Genomic DNA, 21,266 nt, shown 5'->3' with positions numbered 1-21,266 from the left:
CGTTACTCTCCTTGCGGCGCAGCGGGGGCGGCCGGTGCTGCAGGTGCAGGCGAGGGCGCGCCGCCTGCGGAAACGGCAGGCTGCGCCATCAGATTACGCACCCGGGTCTGCATCAGTTTTTCCAGCAACGCCTGGCTCTGCAGCGTTTCCGGCACCGTCATAGTAATGCTTTGCTGACTGAGCTTATCCACCTCTTCAAGGAAGGCTTTAGTGGTGGCGTCATCGGTATCGTAATAGGCGCGTACCCAGGTCGAGACGTTATCCAGCGACTGTTTCCAGGTCTCTTCCTGATGGCGCGGCACTGCCTGCGCGGCGACCAGCAGGCGAGAGCGAATATTTTCCCGCAGATAGATATCCTGATTCGGCGCCAGCAGCGGGACCGCCGTTTCATCGCGGCGGCGCACGGTGATAAAACTGTCCATAAAATTCTGCCAGCTTTTCTGCAGATTGACGCGCCATTCGCTGATGGAGCTGGAGAGCTCATCGCTATCAGAATCCATCGGCGAATCGTCATCGTTATTATCCGCCAGCCGCAGGTTATCGATTTGGTTCGCCAGCTGATTAACCTTGAGGATCATGCCGTCGTAGTCGACCTGGTTCACCGCGGAGAGGGTGGCGATATCGTCGGTGATCGCCCGGCGGGCGCCGATCAGGCTTGGGTCATTCATGTCGGCGAGGCTGGCGTCGGCGCTTTTCAGCAGCGCGGCGGCGGTGGTGACATCCTGATCGCTCCACAGCTTACGTCCCGCCAGCTTGACGAGGAAGTCGGCCTGGGCCAGCAGCCAGGTTTTGGCGTCGCTACCGGAAATGATCGCCACTTTTTGCTGGACTTCGTCCAGCTGTTTGGCCAGCGTCTCCTGCTGATGTTTGGCTTCGTTTAGCTGCTCGGCCTGCTGTTTGATAATGCCTTCCAGTTCGCTTTTTTGGCTCTCCTGCGCTTTTTGCAGCGCCGCGACCTGGCTTGATAATTCAGAGGTGGTTTCGTTTTGACGCGAGGCCTGCTGTTTGTTCAGGCCATACAGGCCGATACCGGCGGCTATCGCAATGGCGATAGCGATCGCGCTGAGCGCCAGGCTGGTTTTGTTGCCAGCCTTCTTCTTATCAGTGTTCTCTGGCTGTGGTGTGGTCTCCACGGCCTCCCTGGTCTCTTCAACCACGGCGGATTGATTTTGTTGTTCCGTCATTATGGCTTCCAATGTTGAGAGTTATTGTAATGCGCGTAGCAGCGCATCGTTGTCGGCGCTATCGGCAACCTGAATCTCCTGCCAGCCCAGCTCCCGGGCCTGAAGGGCCAGACGTTCGCTGACAACGACAACGCGGCAGTGCAGGAGCCACCGTTCGCGATACCATTGCGGTATTAACGACCATAGCTGCTGCAGCATCTCGCCGCTGGTGACCACCAGCGTGGTGACCCCGCGAGATTGCCAGCGCATCGCTTCTTCTGCGCCATCGTAATGCTTTGCACTACGTTGATAACATTCACAAAATGTGACCCTGGCGCCGCGCTCGGTCAGCGTCGCGCCTAAGAGTTCCCGCCCACCATTGCCGCGTAAGATCAGCGCATTCTTCCCGGCAATGTTTTGTAATTCAGGTAATTGTAGCAAGACTTCGCTAATTTCCCGATCTAACGGGTAATGGATGTGCTGCCCGCTGACCGTATGCAGGGCCAGCGCCGTCGTGCGGCCAATGGCAAAATAACGCGGGGAAGTGGGCCAGGGCATACCCTGATGCTGCAGACGGGCATGGGCGAACTCCACCGCATGCTGGGACAGCGCGAACAGCAGATCGTCAGGCCCCAGGCGGGCAAGCGCGTCGCCCAGCGCGGGAAGCTCCCGACCGGGCGTAAATTCTATCAGCGGAAAGCTCCAGGCCACGCGTCCCATGGCCCGCAGACGGCTGACCAGCGCTTCTCCTTGCGGTAGTGGACGAGTGACCAGGATGCTCATCGTGGGGCTTCTCCATCATAAACTGCCGCGAGAATATCGCGGGCACCGTTATCCAGGAGCTCTTCCGCCAGCGAGATGCCAAGCGCTTCGGCCTGCTCTGCTGGCCCGCGCCGTTCGCCGCGTACCATCTGCGAACCATCCGGGGCGCCAACCAGCGCCCGCAGCCACAATTCACCGTCTTTCAGTTCCGCATAGCTACCAATCGGCACCTGACAGCCGCCTTCGAGACGCGTGTTCATCGCCCGCTCGGCGCGAACGCGCACTGCCGTTTCCGTATGGTTGAGAGGCGCTAACAGCCCCTGGGTCCATGCATCGTCGAGACGGCATTCGATGCCCACCGCGCCCTGGCCGACCGCCGGCAGAGATTGCTCAGGCGACAGCGGCTGGCGAATTCGCGCCTCGAGCTGCAGGCGCTTCAGGCCGGCGGCGGCGAGGATGATGGCGTCATACTCGCCGTTATCCAGCTTACTCAGTCGGGTACCGACGTTACCGCGCAGAGAGCGGATCACCAGATCCGGACGGGTGGCGGCCAGCTGGCACTGACGGCGTAAACTTGACGTGCCAACGACGCTGCCGGCCGGGAGTTCATCAATCGAGGCATAGCGATTGGAGACAAACGCGTCGCGCGGATCGTCGCGCTCGCAGATAGTCACCAGCCCCAGCCCCTCCGGGAATTCCACCGGCACATCTTTCATCGAATGAACGGCGATATCGGCGCGCCCTTCGAGCATGGCAAGCTCTAACTCTTTCACAAATAAGCCCTTGCCACCCACCTTTGCCAGGGGAGTATCAAGGATGACATCCCCGCGAGTGACCATCGGCACCAGCTCGACCTTCAGTCCGGGATGCGCTTGTTCCAGGCGCGCTTTAACATATTGCGCCTGCCATAGCGCAAGCGGGCTTTGCCGTGTGGCAATTTTCAAAACTTTGTCTAACATGCTTGTTACCGTCATTGTCGACCACTAACCATCCTAACATTGTTGTCTTACGGATGTTAGTTTTCACGGTTTATGTGGGAGATAGCTCCGGCCCACTCTTTTTTAACCTTTCATGCGCGTGGGCGGTTGCCGGAGGCGTAGTGAGGAATTTACAGGTAATAAACGGTGCTACACTTGTATGTAGCGCATCTTTCTTTACGGTCAATGAGCAAGGTGTTAAATTGATCACGTTTTAAACCATTTGTCTGTCCGCTGCTCTTCACAACCACACCGACGACGAATGGTGACGGTTTTTGTTGAAATACTGAAATCCTCCGTACTATTGTACCTCGGGTTTTTGAACATCAGGCGATATGTCTTGTACCTCTATATTGAGACACTGAAACAGAGACTGGATGCCATCAACCAACTGCGCGTGGATCGCGCGCTTGCTGCCATGGGACCCGCTTTCCAGCAGGTTTACAGTCTACTGCCAACGTTATTACATTATCATCACCCGCTGATGCCGGGTTACCTTGACGGTAACGTTCCCCGTGGCATTTGCCTCTACACGCCTGATGAAACCCAACGCCACTATCTTGAAGAACTGGAACTGCATCGCGGCATGCAGACCCAGGAGCCGCCGAAAGGCGAGCTGCCGATCACCGGCGTCTACTCGATGGGCAGTACCTCCTCCGTCGGCCAGAGCTGTTCTTCCGATCTGGACATCTGGGTATGTCACCAGGCCTGGCTGGATAGCGAAGAGCGCCAGCTGCTGCAGCGAAAATGCAGCCTGCTTGAGAGCTGGGCGGCCTCGCTCGGTGTGGAAGTCAGCTTCTTCCTGATCGACGAAAACCGCTTCCGCCATAACGAAAGCGGCAGCCTCGGCGGCGAAGACTGCGGTTCGACCCAGCATATTTTACTGCTCGATGAGTTCTACCGCACCGCGGTCCGTCTCGCCGGCAAGCGTATTCTGTGGAATATGGTGCCGTGCGATGAAGAAGAGCATTACGACGATTACGTCATGGGGCTGTATGCCCAGGGCGTGCTGACGCCAAACGAGTGGCTCGATCTCGGCGGCCTCAGCTCGCTGTCGGCGGAAGAGTACTTCGGCGCCAGCCTGTGGCAGCTGTATAAGAGTATCGACTCCCCCTATAAAGCGGTGCTGAAAACGCTGCTGCTGGAAGCCTATTCCTGGGAATACCCCAATAACCGCCTGCTGGCGAAAGATATCAAACAGCGCCTGCACGATGGCGAGATCGTCTCCTTCGGCCTCGACCCGTACTGCATGATGCTGGAGCGCGTCACCACCTACCTGCAGGCCATCGAAGATGAAACCCGTCTCGACCTGGTGCGCCGCTGCTTCTATCTGAAAGTGTGTGAAAAACTCAGCCGCGAACGCGCCTGCGTCGGCTGGCGTCGCGAAGTCGTCAGCCAGCTGGTCAACGCGTGGTGCTGGGATGAAAAGCGTCTGATGATGCTCGACAACCGCGCGAACTGGAAAATTGATGAAGTGCGCAAGGCGCACAACGAACTGCTCGATGCGATGATGCAGAGCTATCGTAATCTGATCCGCTTCGCGCGGCGCAATAACCTCAGCGTCTCCGCCAGTCCGCAGGATATTGGCGTGCTGACGCGTAAGCTGTATGCGGCTTTTGAAGCGCTGCCGGGCAAAGTGACGCTGGTGAACCCGCAAATATCGCCGGACCTGTCGGAACCGAATCTGACCTTTATCCACGTGCCGCCGGGTCGCGCCAACCGTACCGGTTGGTATCTGTATAACCGCGCGCCGGATATGGAATCGATCATCAGCCATCAGCCGCTGGAATATAACCGTTATCTTAATAAGCTGGTGGCCTGGGCCTGGTTTAACGGCCTGCTGACCTCACGCACCCGCCTGTTTATTAAGGGCAACGGCATCGTCGATCTGGCGAAGCTGCAGGAGATGGTGGCCGACGTGTCGCACCACTTCCCACTGCGCCTGCCGGCGCCGACGCCAAAAGCGCTATACAGCCCATGCGAAATTCGCCACCTGGCGATTATCGTCAACCTCGAATATGACCCGACGGCGGCCTTCCGCAATCAGGTGGTGCACTTTGATTTCCGTAAGCTTGATGTTTTCAGCTTCGGCGAAGAGCAAAAATGCCTGATCGGTAGCGTCGACCTGCTGTATCGCAACTCGTGGAACGAAGTGCGTACCCTGCATTTCAACGGCGAGCAGGCGATGATCGAAGCGCTGAAAACGATCCTCGGTAAAATGCATCAGGACGCCGCGCCGCCGGACAGCGTGGAGGTGTTCTGCTATAGCCAGCACTTGCGCGGCCTGATCCGTACCCGCGTACAGCAGATGATCTCCGAGTGCATCGAACTGCGTCTCTCCAGTACCCGCCAGGATACCGGGCGCTTTAAAGCGCTGCGCGTCTCCGGCCAGACCTGGGGGCTGTTCTTCGAGCGTCTCAATGTTTCGGTGCAGAAGCTGGAAAACGCCATTGAATTCTACGGCGCTATCTCGCACAACAAGCTTCACGGCCTGTCGGTGCAGGTGGAAACCAATCACGTTAAGCTGCCGGCGGTTGTGGACGGCTTCGCCAGTGAAGGGATTATTCAGTTCTTCTTTGAAGATGCGGATAACAACGACAGCGGCTTTAACATTTATATTCTCGATGAGAGCAACCGCGCTGAGGTGTATCACCACTGCGAGGGCAGCAAAGAGGAGTTGGTGCGCGACGTCAGCCGCTTCTATTCGTCATCGCACGATCGTTTTACCTACGGCTCCAGCTTTATCAACTTCAACCTGCCGCAGTTCTATCAGATTGTCGAGGTGGATGGGCGCACCCAGGTGATCCCTTTCCGCACTCAGGCGATTGCCGCCGCGATACCCACCAGCCAGGACGTTACCGCCTCGCCGGTGCTGCAGCAGCGCTACTCGTAGATTTGGCCCGGATAAGTCGTGAGCCGCTATCCGGAGATATTCCCTGCTTGCGCTGCGCTTAGCAGGGCTACGGTTCTAAGACGTCGGGTAGCCCGGATAAGGCGCGATGCGCCGCCATCCGGGAAACACGTCATTAACGGAATCTCACCGTCTCACCGGCCTGCTGACTTGCCGCCTGCTCCAGCAGATCCCAGAAGGTCTCGCCGCTGCGATCGCAGATCCACTCGTCGCCTTTGAGATCGAAATGGTAGCCGCCCTGTTTGGTGGCCAGCCATACCTGGTGCAGCGGCTCCTGACGGTTAATAATGATTTTGCTGCCGTTTTCAAAGCTGATGGTCAGCACGCCGCCGTTGATTTCGCAGTCGATGTCGCTATCGCCGTCCCAGTCGTCCAGGCGTTCTTCGATGGTCATCCACAGGCTGTCGGCAAGGCGATGAAATTCACTGTCATTCATGATTCTGTCCCGCATTTTTGAGATTGGCGGCAGTATAGCGCGAAACAAAAGCGCGCGCAGTCAGATGCTAAAGGCTTGCTTTTACGCCTTCTCCTGCGATGATAGAAAGCAGAAAGAATGAATCACGGGCAACTATCAATGAAAAACGTTTTTCCTACGCTTGCCGTTTTGTTTGCGATCTTCAGCCTGACCGGCTGCGGTCTGAAAGGGCCTCTCTATTTCCCGCCGGCTGACAAAACTGCGCCGCCGCCGACCAAGCCGGTTAACCCGGGCATTCAGAGCTCAACGCCGGATCGTAACGATCGTGGCGATACCGGTGGTCCGAGCCAGGTCAATTACTAACGATAACGTTCTGTTCCGCGCAACTGGAGTAGATGATGCAGTTCTCTAAAATGCATGGCCTTGGCAACGATTTTATGGTCGTTGACGCGGTAACGCAGAATGTTTTTTTCTCGCCGGAGCTGATTCGCCGCCTGGCGGATCGCCACCTTGGCGTCGGGTTCGATCAGCTGTTAGTGGTGGAGCCGCCCTACGATCCGGATCTGGATTTCCATTACCGGATCTTTAATGCCGACGGCAGCGAAGTGTCGCAGTGCGGCAACGGCGCGCGCTGTTTCGCACGCTTCGTCCGGCTGAAAGGCCTGACCAATAAACGTGACATCCGCGTGAGTACGGCCAACGGCCGTATGGTATTAAGCGTAACGGAAGACGATCTGGTGCGGGTGAACATGGGCGAGCCCAACTTCGAGCCCTCCCAGGTGCCGTTCCGCGCCAACAAAGCGGAAAAGACCTATATCATGCGTGCCGCCGAGCAGACAGTATTGTGCGGCGTGGTATCCATGGGGAACCCGCACTGCGTTATTCAGGTGGATGATGTGGATACGGCGGCGGTGGAAACCCTCGGCCCGGTAATGGAAAGCCATGAGCGTTTTCCGGAGCGCGCCAATATCGGTTTTATGCAGGTGGTCGGCCGGTCCCATATCCGTCTGCGCGTCTACGAACGCGGCGCCGGGGAAACTCAGGCCTGCGGCAGCGGCGCCTGCGCCGCGGTGGCGGTGGGGATCCAGCAGGGGCTGCTCGCTGAAACGGTACGTGTGGAATTACCCGGCGGTCGTCTTGATATCGCCTGGAAAGGCCCGGGCCAGCCGCTGTTTATGACCGGCCCGGCGGCCCATGTCTATGATGGATTTATTCATTTATGAAACCAATCGGGGAAGAACAACAGGAGGTCGCCAGCGCATTGAACGATCGCGCCGTGGTGGACTATCTGTTGCAACATCCTGAATTTTTTATTCGTAATGCCGCCCAGGTCGAACACCTCCGCGTCCCGCATCCGGTACGCGGTACGATTTCGCTGGTGGAGTGGCATATGATGCGGGCGCGTAACCATATTCATGTGCTGGAAGAGAATATGTCGCTGCTGATGGAGCAGGCGGTCGCCAATGAAAGCCTGTTCCAGCGCCTGCTGCAGCTGCAAACGCGGCTGGCGGCGGCGGAGAGCCTCGACGATATGCTCAACCGCCTTCACCGCTGGGCGCGCGAGCTGGGGCTGGCGGGCGCCACGGTGCGCCTGTTCCCTGACAGCTGGCGCCTCGGCGCGCCTTCGAAGTTTACCCATCTGGCGTTAAGCCGGCAGGCGTTTGAGCCGATCCGTATTCAACGTCTGGGCCAGGCGCGCCACTACCTTGGGCCGCTCAACGGTCCGGAGCTGCTGGTGGTGCTGCCGGAGGCGAAAGCCATTGGGTCAGTGGCGATGTCGCTGCTGGGCGGCGATAATGCCCCCGGCGTGATGCTCTTTAGCAGCCGCGATGCGCAGCATTATCAGCCAGGACAGGGGACGCAGCTGCTGCAGGAGATTGCCCAGATGCTGCCCGGCCTGCTGGAGCGCTGGATTGAACGCGCATGACCGATTCTCCTCTCTTCTCCGCCGTCGCCCGCTTTCTGCGCCACCTGGGCGTTGAACGCCAGCTCAGCCCGATCACGTTACTGAATTACCAGCGACAGCTGGACGCGCTGATCGCCCTGGCGGATGAGGCGGGTCTGAAAAGCTGGTCGCAGTGCGATGCCGCTCAGGTGCGAAGCTTTGCGGTGCGCAGTCGCCGCGCGGGGTTAGGCCCGGCGAGCCTGGCGCTTCGCCTGTCGGCGCTGCGCAGTTTCTTCGACTGGCTGGTCGGCCAGGGCGAGCTCAGCGCCAACCCGGCGAAAGGGATCGCCGCGCCGAAAATTCCCCGTCACCTGCCGAAAAATATCGATGTCGATGACGTCAATCGGCTGCTGGATATCGATCTCAACGATCCGCTGGCGGTGCGCGACCGGGCGATGCTGGAGGTGATGTACGGCGCGGGGCTGCGTTTGTCCGAGCTGGTCAACCTTGATATCAAACATCTCGATCTCGAAAGCGGCGAGGTCTGGGTGATGGGCAAAGGCAGCAAAGAGCGCCGTTTGCCGATCGGTCGCAACGCCGTGATGTGGATTGAGCACTGGCTGGATTTACGCGGCCTGTTCGGTACCGACGACGACGCGCTGTTTTTGTCGAAACTGGGCAAGCGCATTTCGGCGCGCAACGTACAGAAGCGGTTCGCCGAGTGGGGCATTAAGCAGGGGCTGAACAGCCATGTGCATCCGCACAAGCTTCGCCACTCCTTTGCCACCCATATGCTGGAGTCCAGCGGCGATCTGCGCGGTGTGCAGGAGCTGTTGGGTCATGCTAACCTCTCCACCACCCAAATTTATACCCATCTCGACTTTCAACACCTTGCCTCGGTGTACGATGCCGCGCATCCGCGCGCAAAACGGGGGAAATAATGCGTTTTTACCGACCTCTGGGCCAGATTTCCGCGCTGACGTTTGACCTGGACGATACCCTTTATGATAACCGCCCGGTAATTGACCGGACGATGCACGAGTCGCTGGCTTTTGTGCGCAGCTACCATCCGTCGCTCAGCCAGTTCGACGCCCATGAGCTTAATCAGCTGCGCCAGACGCTGCTGGCATCCGAGCCTGAGATCTATCACGACGTGACCGTCTGGCGCCACCGTGCGCTGGAGTTAGGCATGCGTAACGCTGGCCTCTCCGCCGACGCGGCGAAAGCGGGGGCCGATGCGGCGATGGAACACTTCGCCCACTGGCGCAGCCGCGTCGATGTCCCGCAGGAGACCCACGATACGCTGGCGAAGCTGGCGGAGAAGTGGCCGCTGGTGGCGATTACCAACGGCAACGCCCGACCAGAGCTGTTCGGCCTGAGCGACTATTTCCGCTTTGTGCTGCGCGCCGGGCCGGATGGCCGCTCCAAGCCGTTTGCCGACATGTACCATCTGGCGGCGGAGCGCCTGAACTTACCGCTCGGGCATATTCTGCACGTCGGCGATGACCTGACCACTGACGTCGCCGGATCGCTGCGCTGTGGCATGCAGGCATGCTGGATCAAACCGCAAGGCGCGGACCTGATGCACACCGCGGACAGCCGCCTGCTGCCGCATATTGAAATTTCACGGTTGGCATCTCTGACCTCGCTGATATAATCACCAGTCACTCTGTATATATTAACAGGGGTTCGTGGAACCCCTTCTCTTCCGGCGGTGCCAATGGACGTTTCTTACCTGCTCGACAGCCTCAATGACAAACAGCGTGAAGCCGTAGCGGCCTCGCGCACCAACATGCTGGTGCTGGCAGGGGCGGGCAGTGGTAAGACGCGCGTTCTGGTGCACCGTATCGCCTGGCTGCTGAGCGTAGAGAACTGCTCGCCGTATTCTATTATGGCGGTGACCTTTACCAACAAAGCGGCGGCAGAGATGCGCCATCGTATCGGCCAGCTGATGGGCACCACCCAGGGCGGCATGTGGGTGGGCACCTTCCACGGCCTGGCCCACCGCCTGCTGCGCGCGCACCATCTGGACGCCAACCTGCCGCAGGATTTCCAAATCCTCGATAGCGAAGACCAGTTGCGCCTGCTGAAGCGTCTGATTAAGGCGATGAACCTCGATGAGAAGCAGTGGCCGCCGCGTCAGGCGATGTGGTACATCAACAGCCAGAAAGATGAAGGGCTGCGTCCGCATCATATTCAGAGCTACGGCAACCCGGTCGAGCAGACCTGGCAGAAGGTCTATCAGGCCTATCAGGAAGCCTGCGATCGCGCCGGGCTGGTGGACTTCGCCGAACTGCTGCTGCGCGCCCACGAGCTGTGGCTGAATAAGCCGCATATCCTCCAGCACTACCGCGAGCGTTTCACCAATATCCTCGTCGACGAATTCCAGGATACCAACAACATTCAATACGCCTGGATCCGCCTGCTGGCGGGCGATACCGGCAAGGTGATGATCGTCGGCGATGACGATCAGTCGATTTACGGCTGGCGCGGCGCGCAGGTCGAGAACATTCAGCGCTTCCTTAACGATTTTCCCGGTGCGGAAACCATCCGCCTTGAGCAGAACTATCGCTCGACCAGCAACATCCTCAGCGCCGCCAACGCCCTGATTGAAAACAACAACGGTCGCCTGGGCAAGAAGCTTTGGACCGACGGCGCCGACGGCGAGCCAATCTCGCTGTACTGCGCTTTCAACGATCTCGACGAAGCTCGCTTCGTGGTGAACCGGATAAAAACCTGGCAGGAGAACGGCGGGGCGCTGGAGCAGTGCGCCATCCTCTATCGCAGCAACGCCCAGTCGCGCGTGCTGGAAGAGGCGCTTCTGCAGGCCAGCATGCCGTACCGCATCTATGGCGGCATGCGCTTCTTCGAGCGCCAGGAAATCAAAGATGCGCTCTCGTACCTGCGTCTGATCGCCAACCGTAACGACGATGCGGCGTTTGAGCGCGTAGTCAATACGCCGACCCGCGGCATCGGCGACCGCACGCTGGACGTGGTGCGCCAGACGTCGCGCGATCGTCAGCTGACGCTGTGGCAGGCCAGCCGCGAGCTGCTGAAAGATAAAGCGCTGGCCGGTCGCGCCGCCAGCGCCTTGCAGCGCTTTATGGAGCTGATTGACGCGCTGGCGCAGGAGACCACCGATATGCCGCTGCACGTCCAGACCGATCGGGTGATTAAAGACTCCGGGCTGCGCGCGATGTACGAGCAGGAGAAAGGCGAGAAGGGCCAGACCCGTATTGAAAACTTAGAGGAGCTGGTGACGGCGACGCGCCAGTTCAGCTACAACGAAGAAGATGAAGATCTGATGCCGCTGCAGGCGTTCCTCTCCCACGCCGCGCTGGAAGCGGGCGAAGGGCAGGCGGACACCTGGCAGGATGCGGTTCAGCTGATGACCCTGCACTCGGCGAAAGGGCTGGAGTTCCCGCAGGTGTTCATCGTCGGCGTCGAAGAGGGGATGTTCCCGAGCCAGATGGCCCTTGATGAAGGCGGCCGCCTGGAAGAAGAGCGTCGTCTGGCCTACGTTGGCGTGACGCGCGCCATGCAGAAGCTGACGCTGACCTACGCGGAAACCCGCCGTCTGTACGGCAAAGAGGTTTACCATCGCCCGTCGCGGTTTATTGGAGAACTGCCGCAGGAGTGCGTAGAAGAGGTGCGTCTGCGGGCCACGGTAAGCCGCCCGGTAAACCATCAGCGACTGGGCGCGCCGATTGCCGAGAGCGATACCGGCTACAAATTAGGCCAGCGCGTACGACATCCGAAGTTCGGCGAAGGCACCATCGTCAACCTCGAAGGCAGCGGCGAGCACAGCCGGCTGCAGGTGGCTTTTCAGGGTCAGGGGATCAAATGGCTGGTAGCGGCTTACGCCCGGCTCGAGGAAGTGTAACTTTAAGAAAAATATCATTATTTTGTAATATTCTGCTACCTTTATACGTTAAGGCGCCTGATTTGCGCTTTCGCGTTCCGTTGCGTGTTGACGCCGATTTTGCGCTGGCGTAACATGCGCGCACGATTACGCTAAGAGGACATTCGCCTTGGACACACCCAGTAGATGCTGGCTCAACTTCCTGTCATTCAGGAACAACTCCTAAGGCTATCCTCTTATGCTGATAGCCTTAGCGGTTGTCAGCGACCTGCCCCATTCCCGTCGCGCTGAGTCAGGCTTAATGGTCTGAAACCCAATTTGTTTCTGTGTGCCCACCGAACTGTCCGATAATTTTTTTGCATTGGGAGTCCCGGTCATGCTGAGCGCATTTCAACTGGAAAACAATCGTTTAACGCGCCTGGAAGCCGATGAGATCAAGCACCTCGCCAGCTCGGTGTGGGTCGATCTGGTCGAGCCTGACGATGATGAGCGAAGCCGCGTGCAGACGGAACTGGGTCAGAACCTGGCGACGCGCCCTGAACTGGAAGATATCGAAGCCTCCGCACGTTTCTTTGAAGATGAAGACGGGTTACATATCCACTCCTTCTTCTTTTTCGAAGATGCCGACGATCACGCTGGTAACTCTACCGTGGCGTTTACTATCCGCGAAGGGCGCCTGTTTACGCTGCGCGAGCGTGAACTGCCGGCTTTTCGCCTCTACCGCATGCGCGTGCGTAACCAGACGCTGGTGGACGGTAACGCTTACGAGCTATTGTTAGATCTGTTCGAGACCAAAATCGAACAGCTGGCGGATGAGATAGAAAACATCTACAGCGACCTGGAAAAGCTGAGCCGCGTGATTATGGAAGGCCACCAGGGCGATGAGTACGACGAAGCGCTGTCGACGCTGGCGGAACTGGAAGATATCGGCTGGAAGGTCCGCCTCTGTTTGATGGATACCCAGCGCGCGCTGAACTTCCTCGTACGTAAGGCGCGCCTGCCGGCGGGCCAGCTGGAGCAGGCGCGGGAGATCCTGCGCGATATCGAATCCCTGCTGCCGCACAACGAATCGCTGTTCCAGAAGGTGAACTTCCTGATGCAGGCGGCGATGGGCTTTATCAATATCGAACAGAACCGCATCATTAAGATCTTCTCGGTGGTGTCGGTGGTGTTCCTGCCGCCAACTCTGGTGGCCTCCAGCTACGGAATGAACTTTGAATTTATGCCGGAGCTGCACTGGAGCTTCGGCTACCCGGGGGCGATCGTCTTTATGATGCTGGCCGGCCTGGCGCCGTATCTCTACTTCAAGCGTAAAAACTGGCTGTAGTTGTTGTGCCGGATGCGCTTCGCTTATCCGGCCTGGGTGCTGGACTTTTGTAAGCCGGATAGGGCATAGACGCTATCCGGCAATCTACTGGCTCCGACGCCCCCGTCTTTGCGTATACACCGCATCCATCACGAATATCGCCAGCGCCACCCAGATAAAGCCAAAGGTGACCATTTTATCCTTGCCCGGCACTTCGCCGTAGAACGTCACCGCCAGCAGGAACATCAGCGTTGGGCCGATGTACTGGAAAAAGCCCAGCGTGGAGAGCCGCAGACGCGTTGCCGCCCCGGTGAAGCACAGCAGAGGGATGGTGGTCACCACGCCCGCCGCCATCAGCAGCAGATTGAGCGACCAGGGGTTCTGCCCCATATGGCTGGTGGGGCTGTCGGTGATGCCGAACAGCCAAATCGCCGCCACCGGCAACAGCCACAGCGTTTCCACCAGCATGCCGGTCTGCGCATCGACAGCGATTTTCTTGCGCACCAGACCATAAAAGGCAAAGCTGAAGGCCAGCCCAAGGCCGATAATCGGCAGCGAACCAAAGGTCCAGAGCTGCACCAGCACGCCGCAAAAGGCGAGGATCATCGCCAGCCACTGCAGGCGACGGAAACGTTCGCCAAGGAAAATCATCCCTAACAGAATATTCACCAGCGGGTTGATAAAGTAGCCGAGACTGGCTTCCAGCATATGGTGGTTATTCACCGCCCAGATGAACAGCAGCCAGTTGCCGCCGACCAGCACCGCAGAGAGTGCCAGCAGGAAGATCTTGCGCGGCGTCTTCAGCAGCTTTTTCACCTGCGGCCACTGGCGGCTGACGCTGATGAGCGCCACCATGAAGAAGAAAGACCAGATCACGCGATGGGTCAGAATTTCATCGGCGGGAACATAGTAGATAAGTTTGAAGTACGCCGGCGCGATACCCCAGATAAAGTAGGCGGCGAGGGCCAGAATAATCCCCAACCGCGTCTGTTTCGCATCCATCGGTAAAATCCATTGCCAAAGAGAGTGATGTTACTCGATTTTGGCCAATCAACCCACCATATAGGTCGCTGTTGCGCTGGCAATATATACCTGCGCTTCGTTATGCAGTTCCACACGGGCTACCGCCACTTTATTGCCGGCGCGCAGCAGGGTGCTGGTCGCGGTAAAACGTTCGCCGCGGCCCGGACGCAGGTAGTCCACGCGCAGGTCGATGGTTCCCATGCGGGAAAGCCGCTGGCGCAGCTCTTCTTCGTTGATAGTGTCATGGCGGGTAAGGGTGCTGCCAACGCAGACCAGCCCTGCGGCGACGTCCAGCGCGGAGGCGATCACTCCGCCATGCAGAATGCTTTGCGCCCAGTTGCCGACCATCATCGGCTGATTATTAAAGCTGAGCTGGGCAAACGCTTTTTCATAGCGCTCCAGTTCGAGGCCGAGGGCGCGGTTAAACGGCATGTGATAGACGAAAATCTCCCCCACCAGTTTCAGAGCTGCTTCGGCAGTAAGTTCGGACATAACACCGGTTCCATTCGTTAATAAAATGTTGATTTTATGCTTCTAAAATATTGATTTCCACTTTCGGAGTGGATTAGGGGGCAGGGGATTAATAAACAGGTAGAATGTCTTCAGGTTAAACAAAAATAAAAACTATTTATCAGGAGACCAGCATGCGTATCTCTTTGGCCTGCCTGGCGGCGCTGTGCGCGCTACCGGCTGGTGTTATGGCGCAGGATGCGTCGGTACACGACAAACCAGCAGTGCGCGGCAGTATTATCGCCAACCTGCTACAGGATCATGATAATCCTTTTCTGCTCTACCCTTATGAAAGCAACTATCTGCTCTACACGTGGACCAGCGATCTCAATAAAGAGGCGATTCGCAGCTATGACTGGGCCGAAAATGCCCGTAAAGATGAAGTGAAGTTTCAGCTGAGCCTCGCCTTCCCGCTGTGGCGCGGCATCCTGGGGGATAATTCGCTGCTCGGCGCGTCCTATACCCAGAAATCCTGGTGGCAGCTCTCCAACAGCAAAGAGTCGGCGCCGTTTCGCGAAACCAACTACGAACCCCAGCTGTTTCTTGGCTTTGCGACCGACTATCAGTTTGCCGGCTGGACGTTGCGCGATATCGAAATGGGATATAACCACGACTCGAATGGCCGTTCCGATCCCACCTCACGCAGCTGGAACCGGCTTTATGCCCGCCTGATGGCGCAAAATGGCAACTGGCTGGTGGAAGTGAAACCCTGGTATGTGGTGGGCAGCACCGATGATAACCCAGACATCACCAAATATATGGGTTATTACCGCCTGAAGGTGGGCTACCAGCTGGGCGAGGCGATCCTTAGCGCGCAGGGGCAATACAACTGGAATACTGGCTACGGCGGGGCGGAACTTGGGGTGAGCTATCCCATCACCAAACATGTTCGCGCTTACACCCAGATCTACAGCGGCTACGGCGAATCGCTTATCGACTACAACTTTAATCAAACGCGCGTCGGCGTCGGGCTAATGCTTAACGATCTGTTTTAATCGTTGCACTCTGGCTCGCAGGCGCTGAAAATAGCGCCTGTTTTCTTTTCAGGCAAATGGGGTCAACGTGGCACAGGCGGAAGTATTAAATCAGGAATCGCTGGCTAAGCAGGTTTTACAAGAGACCTTCGGCTACCAGCAGTTCCGTCCTGGCCAGGAGACGATTATCGAGACGGCGCTCGAGGGCCGTGACTGCCTGGTGGTTATGCCGACCGGTGGCGGCAAGTCGCTGTGTTATCAGGTACCGGCGCTGGTCATGGGCGGCCTGACGGTCGTGGTCTCGCCGCTGATCTCGCTGATGAAAGATCAGGTCGATCAGCTGCTGGCCAACGGCGTGGCGGCGGCCTGTTTGAACTCGACGCAAAGCCGCGAACAGCAGCAGGACGTGATGGCCGGCTGCCGCAGCGGGCAGGTTCGTCTGCTGTATATCGCCCCGGAACGGTTGATGCTCGACAACTTCCTTGAGCATCTGGCGAACTGGAATCTGGCGATGCTGGCGGTGGACGAAGCGCACTGCATCTCCCAGTGGGGCCATGACTTCCGCCCGGAATATGCCGCGCTGGGTCAGCTGCGTCAGCGGATGCCGCAGATCCCGTTTATGGCGTTGACCGCCACCGCCGATGACACCACCCGCCGCGATATCGTCCGTCTGCTGGGACTTAACGATCCGCTGATTCAGGTCAGCAGCTTCGACCGGCCGAACATCCGCTATATGCTGATGGAGAAATTCAAGCCGCTCGACCAGCTGATGCGCTACGTCCAGGATCAGCGAGGCAAATCGGGCATTATCTACTGCAACAGCCGTTCGAAAGTGGAAGATACCGCCGCGCGTCTGCAGAGCCGCGGCATCAGCGCGGCGGCTTACCATGCCGGCCTGGAAAACGACGTGCGCGCCGACGTGCAGGAGAAATTCCAGCGCGACGATCTGCAGATTGTGGTGGCGACAGTGGCCTTTGGGATGGGCATCAACAAGCCGAACGTCCGCTTTGTGGTGCATTTTGATATCCCGCGCAATATTGAATCCTACTATCAGGAGACCGGCCGCGCCGGGCGTGACGGCCTGCCGGCGGAAGCGATGCTGTTTTACGATCCGGCGGACATGGCGTGGCTGCGCCGCTGTCTGGAAGAGAAGCCCGCCGGACCGCTGCAGGATATCGAACGGCATAAGCTGAACGCGATGGGGGCGTTTGCTGAAGCCCAGACCTGTCGTCGTCTGGTGCTGCTGAACTACTTTGGCGAAGGACGTCAGGAGCCGTGCGGTAACTGCGATATCTGTCTTGATCCGCCGAAGCAGTATGATGGCTTAATGGACGCCCGCAAGGCGCTCTCCACTATTTATCGGGTTAACCAGCGCTTCGGGATGGGTTACGTGGTGGAAGTCCTGCGTGGCGCCAACAATCAGCGCATCCGCGAGATGGGCCACGATAAGCTCCCGGTATACGGCATCGGCCGGGAACAGAGTCACGAGCACTGGGTGAGCGTGATCCGCCAACTGATTCACCTTGGGCTGGTGACGCAGAATATCGCCCAGCACTCCGCGCTGCAGCTGACCGAAGCCGCACGCCCGGTGCTGCGCGGCGACGTTCCGCTGCAGCTTGCCGTACCGCGTATCGTGGCGCTGAAGCCGAAGGCGATGCAGAAATCCTTCGGCGGTAATTACGATCGTAAGTTGTTTGCCAAGCTGCGCAAGTTACGTAAAGCGATTGCCGATGAAGAAAACATTCCCCCGTACGTGGTCTTCAACGACGCGACGCTGATTGAGATGGCGGAGCAGTCGCCGCTAACCGCTGGCGAAATGCTCAGCGTCAACGGCGTAGGGACACGTAAACTCGAGCGTTTCGGCAAGCCGTTTATGGCGCTGATCCGGTCGCATGTCGATGGCGACGATGAGTAGTCAGCTGGCTATAAAAGTGCCAGAATAGTTATCCTCTTCATTATTTTCCTGCGAGTTAACTATGCTGATGCTTTTCCTCACCGTGGCGCTGGTGCATATCATTGCGCTAATGAGCCCGGGGCCGGATTTTTTCTTTGTCTCACAAACGGCCATCAGCCGCTCGCGCAGAGAGGCGATGATGGGCGTACTGGGGATCACCTGCGGCGTAATGATCTGGGCGGGGGTTGCGCTGCTCGGCCTGAACCTGATCCTCGCCAGAATGGCATGGCTGCACAACATCATTATGATCGGCGGTGGCTTGTACCTGTGCTGGATGGGCTATCAGATGTTGCGCGGCGCGTTGAAAAAAGAGGCGGTGTCCCCGGCAGAACCGCAGGTTGAACTGGCCCACAGCGGACGCAGCTTCCTGAAGGGATTGCTGACCAATCTGGCGAACCCGAAAGCGATTATCTACTTCGGCTCGGTGTTCTCGCTGTTCGTCGGTGACAGCGTTGGCGCCGGCGCGCGCTGGGGCATTTTTCTGCTGATTATCATGGAGACGCTGGCCTGGTTTTTGGTGGTTGCCAGCCTGTTCGCCCTGCCGGGGATGCGCCGCGGCTATCAGCGGATGGCGAAGTGGATCGACGGTATCGCCGGCACGCTGTTTGCGGGCTTCGGCATCCACCTGATTATCTCGCGTTAACCTGGCGCGATGCTCCACCCGGCTATATCCGGGTGGAGAAAGTGTCAATAGCGAAGCCGCTGCAGCTCGTCTTCAGACAGACCGGTCATTTCCATAATCGCTTCGTCATCGATCCCGCGTTTGCGCATCGCTTCGGCAACCTGCAGCAAGGCCTGATGTTTGCCTTCCTTTATACCTTCCTTTATGCCTTGCTGTACGCCTTTCCTGATGCCTTTTTCCATACCTTCTGCGAGCCATGTTTCCGCCAGCGTCATCAGTAATCCTCCATGCTGCGGCACGCGCTGTGCCAGCCCGTATAAGAGTGCCCGAGTATCCTCGGCATCCCCTGCCTGAGCCATATAGTTTACCAATACGGTGATTTGTTGTCCGCTCATCTGCTCCAGCATTAAGAGTTGGGTCAACTTATCCAGCAATTGCGCCATATCGCGCTGGCGGATGTGTTTTTGCACCAGCGTCAGGGCCGCCATGCTGCGGTGCTGCATAATGTCGTCGTCGGGGATCACCGTGATATCGACCAGCGGAAACGCCCCGCTATAGAGCTGGCGGGCGGTCTCGGGATCGGCGAAATTATCCAGCCAGCTCATAGACCAGGGATAGGGGCTGCGTCGTCCCTGATAGAAGAGGACCGGAATAACCAGAGGCAGCGTTTTATGGCCGCTCTCCAGATGGCGCTGCATGGCGGCGACGGCATAGCGCATTAAGCGAAATGCCATCAGTTTATCGGGGGCGCTCTGGTGCTCGATCAGAACATGGACATACCCTTTACCGCGGGTGGTTTCCAGCGAATAGAGAATATCGCTGTAGTAGGGCCTGAGATCGTCTTCAAGAAAGCTGCCGGATTCCAGACGCAGGGTATCCAGTTTGCAGATCGCTGTTAACGACGGTGGCAGGTGGATCTCGATAAAATCGCGCGCTGTCTCTGCCCGCGACAGAAAAGTTTTAAATACCGCATCATGTGGGGTCGCCGTTTCTGCCATCGCCGTTCATCCGTGAATCACGTCTCTGGCGGCATCCTGGCACGGCGGGCTCAGCGTCGACAGCGGGCAAAAAGATTAATTTCCCGCTTTGCGCGCCGGCTCGCGCAGAGAGATGGCTTCGCCAGCCAGGCGAATCTCTCTTTGCGAGCGAGATTCCATCATTCAGGCGTGACGGGCGGAGGCAAGCAGCGCCCCAACCAGCATAAACAGTGAACCAAAGACTTTGTTCAGCGCCTTCATCTGCTTTGGCCCCTTAATCCATGCTGAAATACGCTGTGCGAGGGTTGCGTAGCCAATCATCACAATGATATCGACGACGATGGTGGTGACGCCCAGAACGAGATACTGCATCACCTGGGGCTGGTGGGGCAGGATAAACTGTGGAAACAGGGCGGCCAGAAAAACGATGCTTTTAGGATTGGTGAGATTCACGAACACCGCCCGCTGGAACAGTTTGCCGCGGGTCTGCGCCTTCGCCAGCGTATTCAGGTCGATGGCCCCTGCCGCGCGCCATTGCTGGATACCCAGCCAGATCAGGTAGGCTGCGCCGGCCCATTTCAGCACCTCAAAGGCCAGCACCGAGCGAGAGAAGAGAGTGCCGAGGCCGACGCCGACCAGCACGATATGAATGGCCAGCCCGGTCTGCAAACCGGCAATCGACGCCGCCGCGCCGCGGTAACCGTGGTTAATGGAGGTGGTCATGGTATTAATCGCTCCGGAACCCGGGGACAGGCTGAGAATGATTGATGTCAGCAGGTAGGCAAACCACCACTCAATGGTCATGAGAAACTCCCTGATTGTCTGTTTTTATGCCACAATACGCTATTGTGTCAGCATTGTGTGATACACGGCAAAAAAACGATTTTCAGCGGTTAACAGGGGTGTAAACCCGATGTTTGGGCAGAAAAAGGACTGGGAAACACGAGAAAACGCGTTTGCGGCCTTTAGCATGGGGCCGCTGACGGATTTCTGGCGACAGCGCGAAGAGGCTGAATTTAAAGGCGTCGATGATGTACCGGTACGCTTTGTTCGCTTTTGCGCGCAAAATAACGATCGGCTGGTGCTGATTTGCCCCGGGCGCATTGAAAGCTACGTGAAGTATGCTGAAGTGGCCTACGATCTCTTTCACAGCGGCTTTGACGTAATGATCATTGATCATCGCGGCCAGGGACGCTCGGGTCGTCTGCTCTCTGATACCCACCGCGGGCACGTGGTTAACTTCAGCGATTATGTTGATGACCTGGCTGCGCTCTGGCAGCAGCAGGTGGTCCCGGGCCACTGGCGAAAACGGTTTATTCTCGCTCACTCTATGGGCGGGGCGATTGCCACGCTTTTTCTGCAACGCTACCAGGCGCATTGCGATGCCATTGCGCTCTGCGCGCCGATGTTCGGGATTATCATTCGGCTGCCGGACTGGATGGTGCGGCATATTCTCGACTGGGCTGAGGGCCATCAGCGCATTCGCGAAGAGTATGCCATCGGCACCGGACGCTGGCGGGCGCTGCCTTTTGCCGTTAACGTGCTGACGCACAGTCGACAACGCTATCGTCGTAACCTGCGCTTCTATGCCGACGAGCCGCGACTGCAGGTCGGCGGCCCGACCTGGCACTGGGTGCGCGAAGGCATGCTGGCCGGTGACGAAGTGCTGGCGAATGTGGAGAAAGATACGGCCCCGACGCTGCTGCTGCAGGCGGAAGAGGAGCGAGTGGTCGATAATCTGATGCACGACCGCTATTGTGAATTACGGGCCGCCGCCGGCCATCCCTGTGAGGGCGGAAAGCCGCTCGTCATTGAAGGGGCATACCATGAGATCCTTTTTGAAAAGGACGCTATGCGCTCAGTCGCGCTCAATGCCATCGTCGAGTTTTTCAATCGACATACTTAATCCGACGATAACGCTCGTC

21 protein-coding genes are annotated in these 21,266 nt (G+C 58.1%); 13 read left to right on the top strand and 8 right to left on the bottom strand.

Annotation, left to right across the window (positions count from 1 at the left end):
* Positions 1–2: 2 nt before the first annotated feature.
* From hemX to hemC, 3 genes are read right to left on the bottom strand one after another with little or no spacing between them, the layout of a single operon-like run.
* The gene (gene hemX / locus ACLH1U_RS23910; protein WP_032454512.1) at positions 3–1,184 is read right to left on the bottom strand and encodes a uroporphyrinogen-III C-methyltransferase; all 1,182 of its coding nucleotides are present in this window, start codon (positions 1,182–1,184) and stop codon (positions 3–5) included.
* Between the two features lie 21 nt (positions 1,185–1,205).
* Complete coding sequence (gene hemD / locus ACLH1U_RS23905) at positions 1,206–1,946, bottom strand: uroporphyrinogen-III synthase (RefSeq protein WP_085551886.1); 741 nt, start codon at positions 1,944–1,946, stop codon at positions 1,206–1,208.
* Positions 1,943–2,884 carry a hydroxymethylbilane synthase gene (gene hemC / locus ACLH1U_RS23900; protein ID WP_032454513.1) on the bottom strand — a complete coding sequence of 314 codons (942 nt, stop codon included), beginning with the start codon at positions 2,882–2,884 and terminating at the stop codon, positions 1,943–1,945. The genes hemD and hemC overlap by 4 nt, the downstream gene beginning before the upstream one ends.
* Before the next feature lie 358 nt (positions 2,885–3,242).
* Between hemC and cyaA the strand changes: the two genes are divergently transcribed.
* Entirely contained in the window at positions 3,243–5,795 is a 2,553-nt protein-coding gene (gene cyaA / locus ACLH1U_RS23895; RefSeq protein ID WP_411299485.1) for a class I adenylate cyclase, read from the top strand.
* A gap of 133 nt (positions 5,796–5,928) precedes the next feature.
* On the opposite strand, the gene cyaY is transcribed toward cyaA, so the two are convergent.
* Positions 5,929–6,249, bottom strand: a complete 321-nt coding sequence (cyaY, locus tag ACLH1U_RS23890) for an iron donor protein CyaY (RefSeq protein ID WP_004886799.1) — start codon at positions 6,247–6,249, stop codon at positions 5,929–5,931.
* Between the two features lie 138 nt (positions 6,250–6,387).
* Between cyaY and lptM the strand changes: the two genes are divergently transcribed.
* The 8 genes from lptM (at position 6,388) to corA (ending at position 13,302) form a co-directional block, all read left to right on the top strand.
* On the top strand, positions 6,388–6,591 hold the full coding sequence (lptM, locus tag ACLH1U_RS23885; protein WP_004886794.1) for an LPS translocon maturation chaperone LptM: 204 nt from the start codon (positions 6,388–6,390) through the stop codon (positions 6,589–6,591).
* Positions 6,592–6,626: 35 nt separating this feature from the next.
* Positions 6,627–7,451 carry a diaminopimelate epimerase gene (dapF, locus tag ACLH1U_RS23880; RefSeq protein WP_002883394.1) on the top strand — a complete coding sequence of 275 codons (825 nt, stop codon included), beginning with the start codon at positions 6,627–6,629 and terminating at the stop codon, positions 7,449–7,451.
* Positions 7,448–8,155 (top strand): DUF484 domain-containing protein, encoded by a 708-nt coding sequence (locus ACLH1U_RS23875; RefSeq protein ID WP_044521756.1) that lies wholly within the window; start codon positions 7,448–7,450, stop codon positions 8,153–8,155. Before dapF ends, ACLH1U_RS23875 begins: the two co-directional genes overlap by 4 nt.
* Positions 8,152–9,054, top strand: a complete 903-nt coding sequence (gene xerC / locus ACLH1U_RS23870; protein WP_004886788.1) for a tyrosine recombinase XerC — start codon at positions 8,152–8,154, stop codon at positions 9,052–9,054. Before ACLH1U_RS23875 ends, xerC begins: the two co-directional genes overlap by 4 nt.
* Positions 9,054–9,770 carry a 5-amino-6-(5-phospho-D-ribitylamino)uracil phosphatase YigB gene (yigB, locus tag ACLH1U_RS23865; protein WP_023291569.1) on the top strand — a complete coding sequence of 239 codons (717 nt, stop codon included), beginning with the start codon at positions 9,054–9,056 and terminating at the stop codon, positions 9,768–9,770. The genes xerC and yigB overlap by 1 nt, the downstream gene beginning before the upstream one ends.
* Before the next feature lie 63 nt (positions 9,771–9,833).
* Positions 9,834–11,996: a DNA helicase II gene (uvrD, locus tag ACLH1U_RS23860; RefSeq protein ID WP_004886784.1), complete on the top strand. Its 2,163-nt coding sequence runs from the start codon at positions 9,834–9,836 to the stop codon at positions 11,994–11,996.
* Positions 11,997–12,144: 148 nt separating this feature from the next.
* Positions 12,145–12,201, top strand: a complete 57-nt coding sequence (gene ysgD / locus ACLH1U_RS23855) for a YsgD/CorL family protein (protein ID WP_349815745.1) — start codon at positions 12,145–12,147, stop codon at positions 12,199–12,201.
* A 150-nt stretch (positions 12,202–12,351) separates the two neighbouring features.
* Positions 12,352–13,302 carry a magnesium/cobalt transporter CorA gene (gene corA / locus ACLH1U_RS23850; RefSeq protein ID WP_002883400.1) on the top strand — a complete coding sequence of 317 codons (951 nt, stop codon included), beginning with the start codon at positions 12,352–12,354 and terminating at the stop codon, positions 13,300–13,302.
* Positions 13,303–13,386: 84 nt separating this feature from the next.
* Here the strand turns inward: corA and rarD are convergent, their stop codons facing one another.
* Together rarD and yigI are read right to left on the bottom strand one after the other, a co-directional pair.
* Positions 13,387–14,283: an EamA family transporter RarD gene (gene rarD / locus ACLH1U_RS23845; RefSeq protein ID WP_023291570.1), complete on the bottom strand. Its 897-nt coding sequence runs from the start codon at positions 14,281–14,283 to the stop codon at positions 13,387–13,389.
* 48 nt (positions 14,284–14,331) lie between these two features.
* The gene (gene yigI, locus ACLH1U_RS23840; protein ID WP_002883404.1) at positions 14,332–14,796 is read right to left on the bottom strand and encodes an acyl-CoA thioesterase YigI; all 465 of its coding nucleotides are present in this window, start codon (positions 14,794–14,796) and stop codon (positions 14,332–14,334) included.
* Positions 14,797–14,948: 152 nt separating this feature from the next.
* Between yigI and pldA the strand changes: the two genes are divergently transcribed.
* The 3 genes from pldA to rhtC all read left to right on the top strand — a co-directional run bounded on the left by pldA (position 14,949) and on the right by rhtC (position 18,385).
* A complete protein-coding gene (pldA, locus tag ACLH1U_RS23835; RefSeq protein ID WP_004886777.1) occupies positions 14,949–15,809 on the top strand; it encodes a phospholipase A in 861 nt (286 codons plus the stop codon).
* Between the two features lie 67 nt (positions 15,810–15,876).
* Positions 15,877–17,703 carry an ATP-dependent DNA helicase RecQ gene (gene recQ / locus ACLH1U_RS23830; RefSeq protein WP_032454515.1) on the top strand — a complete coding sequence of 609 codons (1,827 nt, stop codon included), beginning with the start codon at positions 15,877–15,879 and terminating at the stop codon, positions 17,701–17,703.
* Positions 17,704–17,764: 61 nt separating this feature from the next.
* On the top strand, positions 17,765–18,385 hold the full coding sequence (gene rhtC / locus ACLH1U_RS23825) for a threonine export protein RhtC (protein WP_032454516.1): 621 nt from the start codon (positions 17,765–17,767) through the stop codon (positions 18,383–18,385).
* A gap of 44 nt (positions 18,386–18,429) precedes the next feature.
* On the opposite strand, the gene ACLH1U_RS23820 is transcribed toward rhtC, so the two are convergent.
* Both ACLH1U_RS23820 and rhtB read right to left on the bottom strand, forming a co-directional pair.
* Positions 18,430–19,362: an Rpn family recombination-promoting nuclease/putative transposase gene (locus ACLH1U_RS23820; RefSeq protein ID WP_023291573.1), complete on the bottom strand. Its 933-nt coding sequence runs from the start codon at positions 19,360–19,362 to the stop codon at positions 18,430–18,432.
* A 162-nt stretch (positions 19,363–19,524) separates the two neighbouring features.
* Positions 19,525–20,145 carry a homoserine/homoserine lactone efflux protein gene (gene rhtB / locus ACLH1U_RS23815; protein ID WP_002883411.1) on the bottom strand — a complete coding sequence of 207 codons (621 nt, stop codon included), beginning with the start codon at positions 20,143–20,145 and terminating at the stop codon, positions 19,525–19,527.
* Positions 20,146–20,254: 109 nt separating this feature from the next.
* Here rhtB and pldB point away from each other — a divergent pair, with 109 nt between their 5' ends.
* Positions 20,255–21,247, top strand: a complete 993-nt coding sequence (pldB, locus tag ACLH1U_RS23810; RefSeq protein ID WP_008807942.1) for a lysophospholipase L2 — start codon at positions 20,255–20,257, stop codon at positions 21,245–21,247.
* Positions 21,248–21,266 lie beyond the last annotated feature (19 nt).

The sequence above is a fragment of the Klebsiella sp. 1SOBk5mer genome, assembly GCF_046603115.1.
In the GTDB taxonomy this organism is placed as follows: Bacteria; Pseudomonadota; Gammaproteobacteria; order Enterobacterales; family Enterobacteriaceae; genus Klebsiella; species Klebsiella quasipneumoniae.
The sequence above is the reverse complement of the archived record's forward strand: the minus strand, read 5'-3'. Positions and strand labels throughout refer to the sequence as shown.

Coding starts and splice junctions, on each gene's coding strand:
- hemX (WP_032454512.1), bottom strand. CDS start 1,184: ATGACGGAACAACAAAATCAATCCGCCGTGGTTGAAGAGACCAGGGAG.
- hemD (WP_085551886.1), bottom strand. CDS start 1,946: ATGAGCATCCTGGTCACTCGTCCACTACCGCAAGGAGAAGCGCTGGTC.
- hemC (WP_032454513.1), bottom strand. CDS start 2,884: ATGTTAGACAAAGTTTTGAAAATTGCCACACGGCAAAGCCCGCTTGCG.
- cyaY (WP_004886799.1), bottom strand. CDS start 6,249: ATGAATGACAGTGAATTTCATCGCCTTGCCGACAGCCTGTGGATGACC.
- lptM (WP_004886794.1), top strand. CDS start 6,388: ATGAAAAACGTTTTTCCTACGCTTGCCGTTTTGTTTGCGATCTTCAGC.
- dapF (WP_002883394.1), top strand. CDS start 6,627: ATGCAGTTCTCTAAAATGCATGGCCTTGGCAACGATTTTATGGTCGTT.
- ACLH1U_RS23875 (WP_044521756.1), top strand. CDS start 7,448: ATGAAACCAATCGGGGAAGAACAACAGGAGGTCGCCAGCGCATTGAAC.
- xerC (WP_004886788.1), top strand. CDS start 8,152: ATGACCGATTCTCCTCTCTTCTCCGCCGTCGCCCGCTTTCTGCGCCAC.
- yigB (WP_023291569.1), top strand. CDS start 9,054: ATGCGTTTTTACCGACCTCTGGGCCAGATTTCCGCGCTGACGTTTGAC.
- uvrD (WP_004886784.1), top strand. CDS start 9,834: ATGGACGTTTCTTACCTGCTCGACAGCCTCAATGACAAACAGCGTGAA.
- corA (WP_002883400.1), top strand. CDS start 12,352: ATGCTGAGCGCATTTCAACTGGAAAACAATCGTTTAACGCGCCTGGAA.
- rarD (WP_023291570.1), bottom strand. CDS start 14,283: ATGGATGCGAAACAGACGCGGTTGGGGATTATTCTGGCCCTCGCCGCC.
- yigI (WP_002883404.1), bottom strand. CDS start 14,796: ATGTCCGAACTTACTGCCGAAGCAGCTCTGAAACTGGTGGGGGAGATT.
- pldA (WP_004886777.1), top strand. CDS start 14,949: ATGCGTATCTCTTTGGCCTGCCTGGCGGCGCTGTGCGCGCTACCGGCT.
- rhtC (WP_032454516.1), top strand. CDS start 17,765: ATGCTGATGCTTTTCCTCACCGTGGCGCTGGTGCATATCATTGCGCTA.
- ACLH1U_RS23820 (WP_023291573.1), bottom strand. CDS start 19,362: ATGGCAGAAACGGCGACCCCACATGATGCGGTATTTAAAACTTTTCTG.
- rhtB (WP_002883411.1), bottom strand. CDS start 20,145: ATGACCATTGAGTGGTGGTTTGCCTACCTGCTGACATCAATCATTCTC.
- pldB (WP_008807942.1), top strand. CDS start 20,255: ATGTTTGGGCAGAAAAAGGACTGGGAAACACGAGAAAACGCGTTTGCG.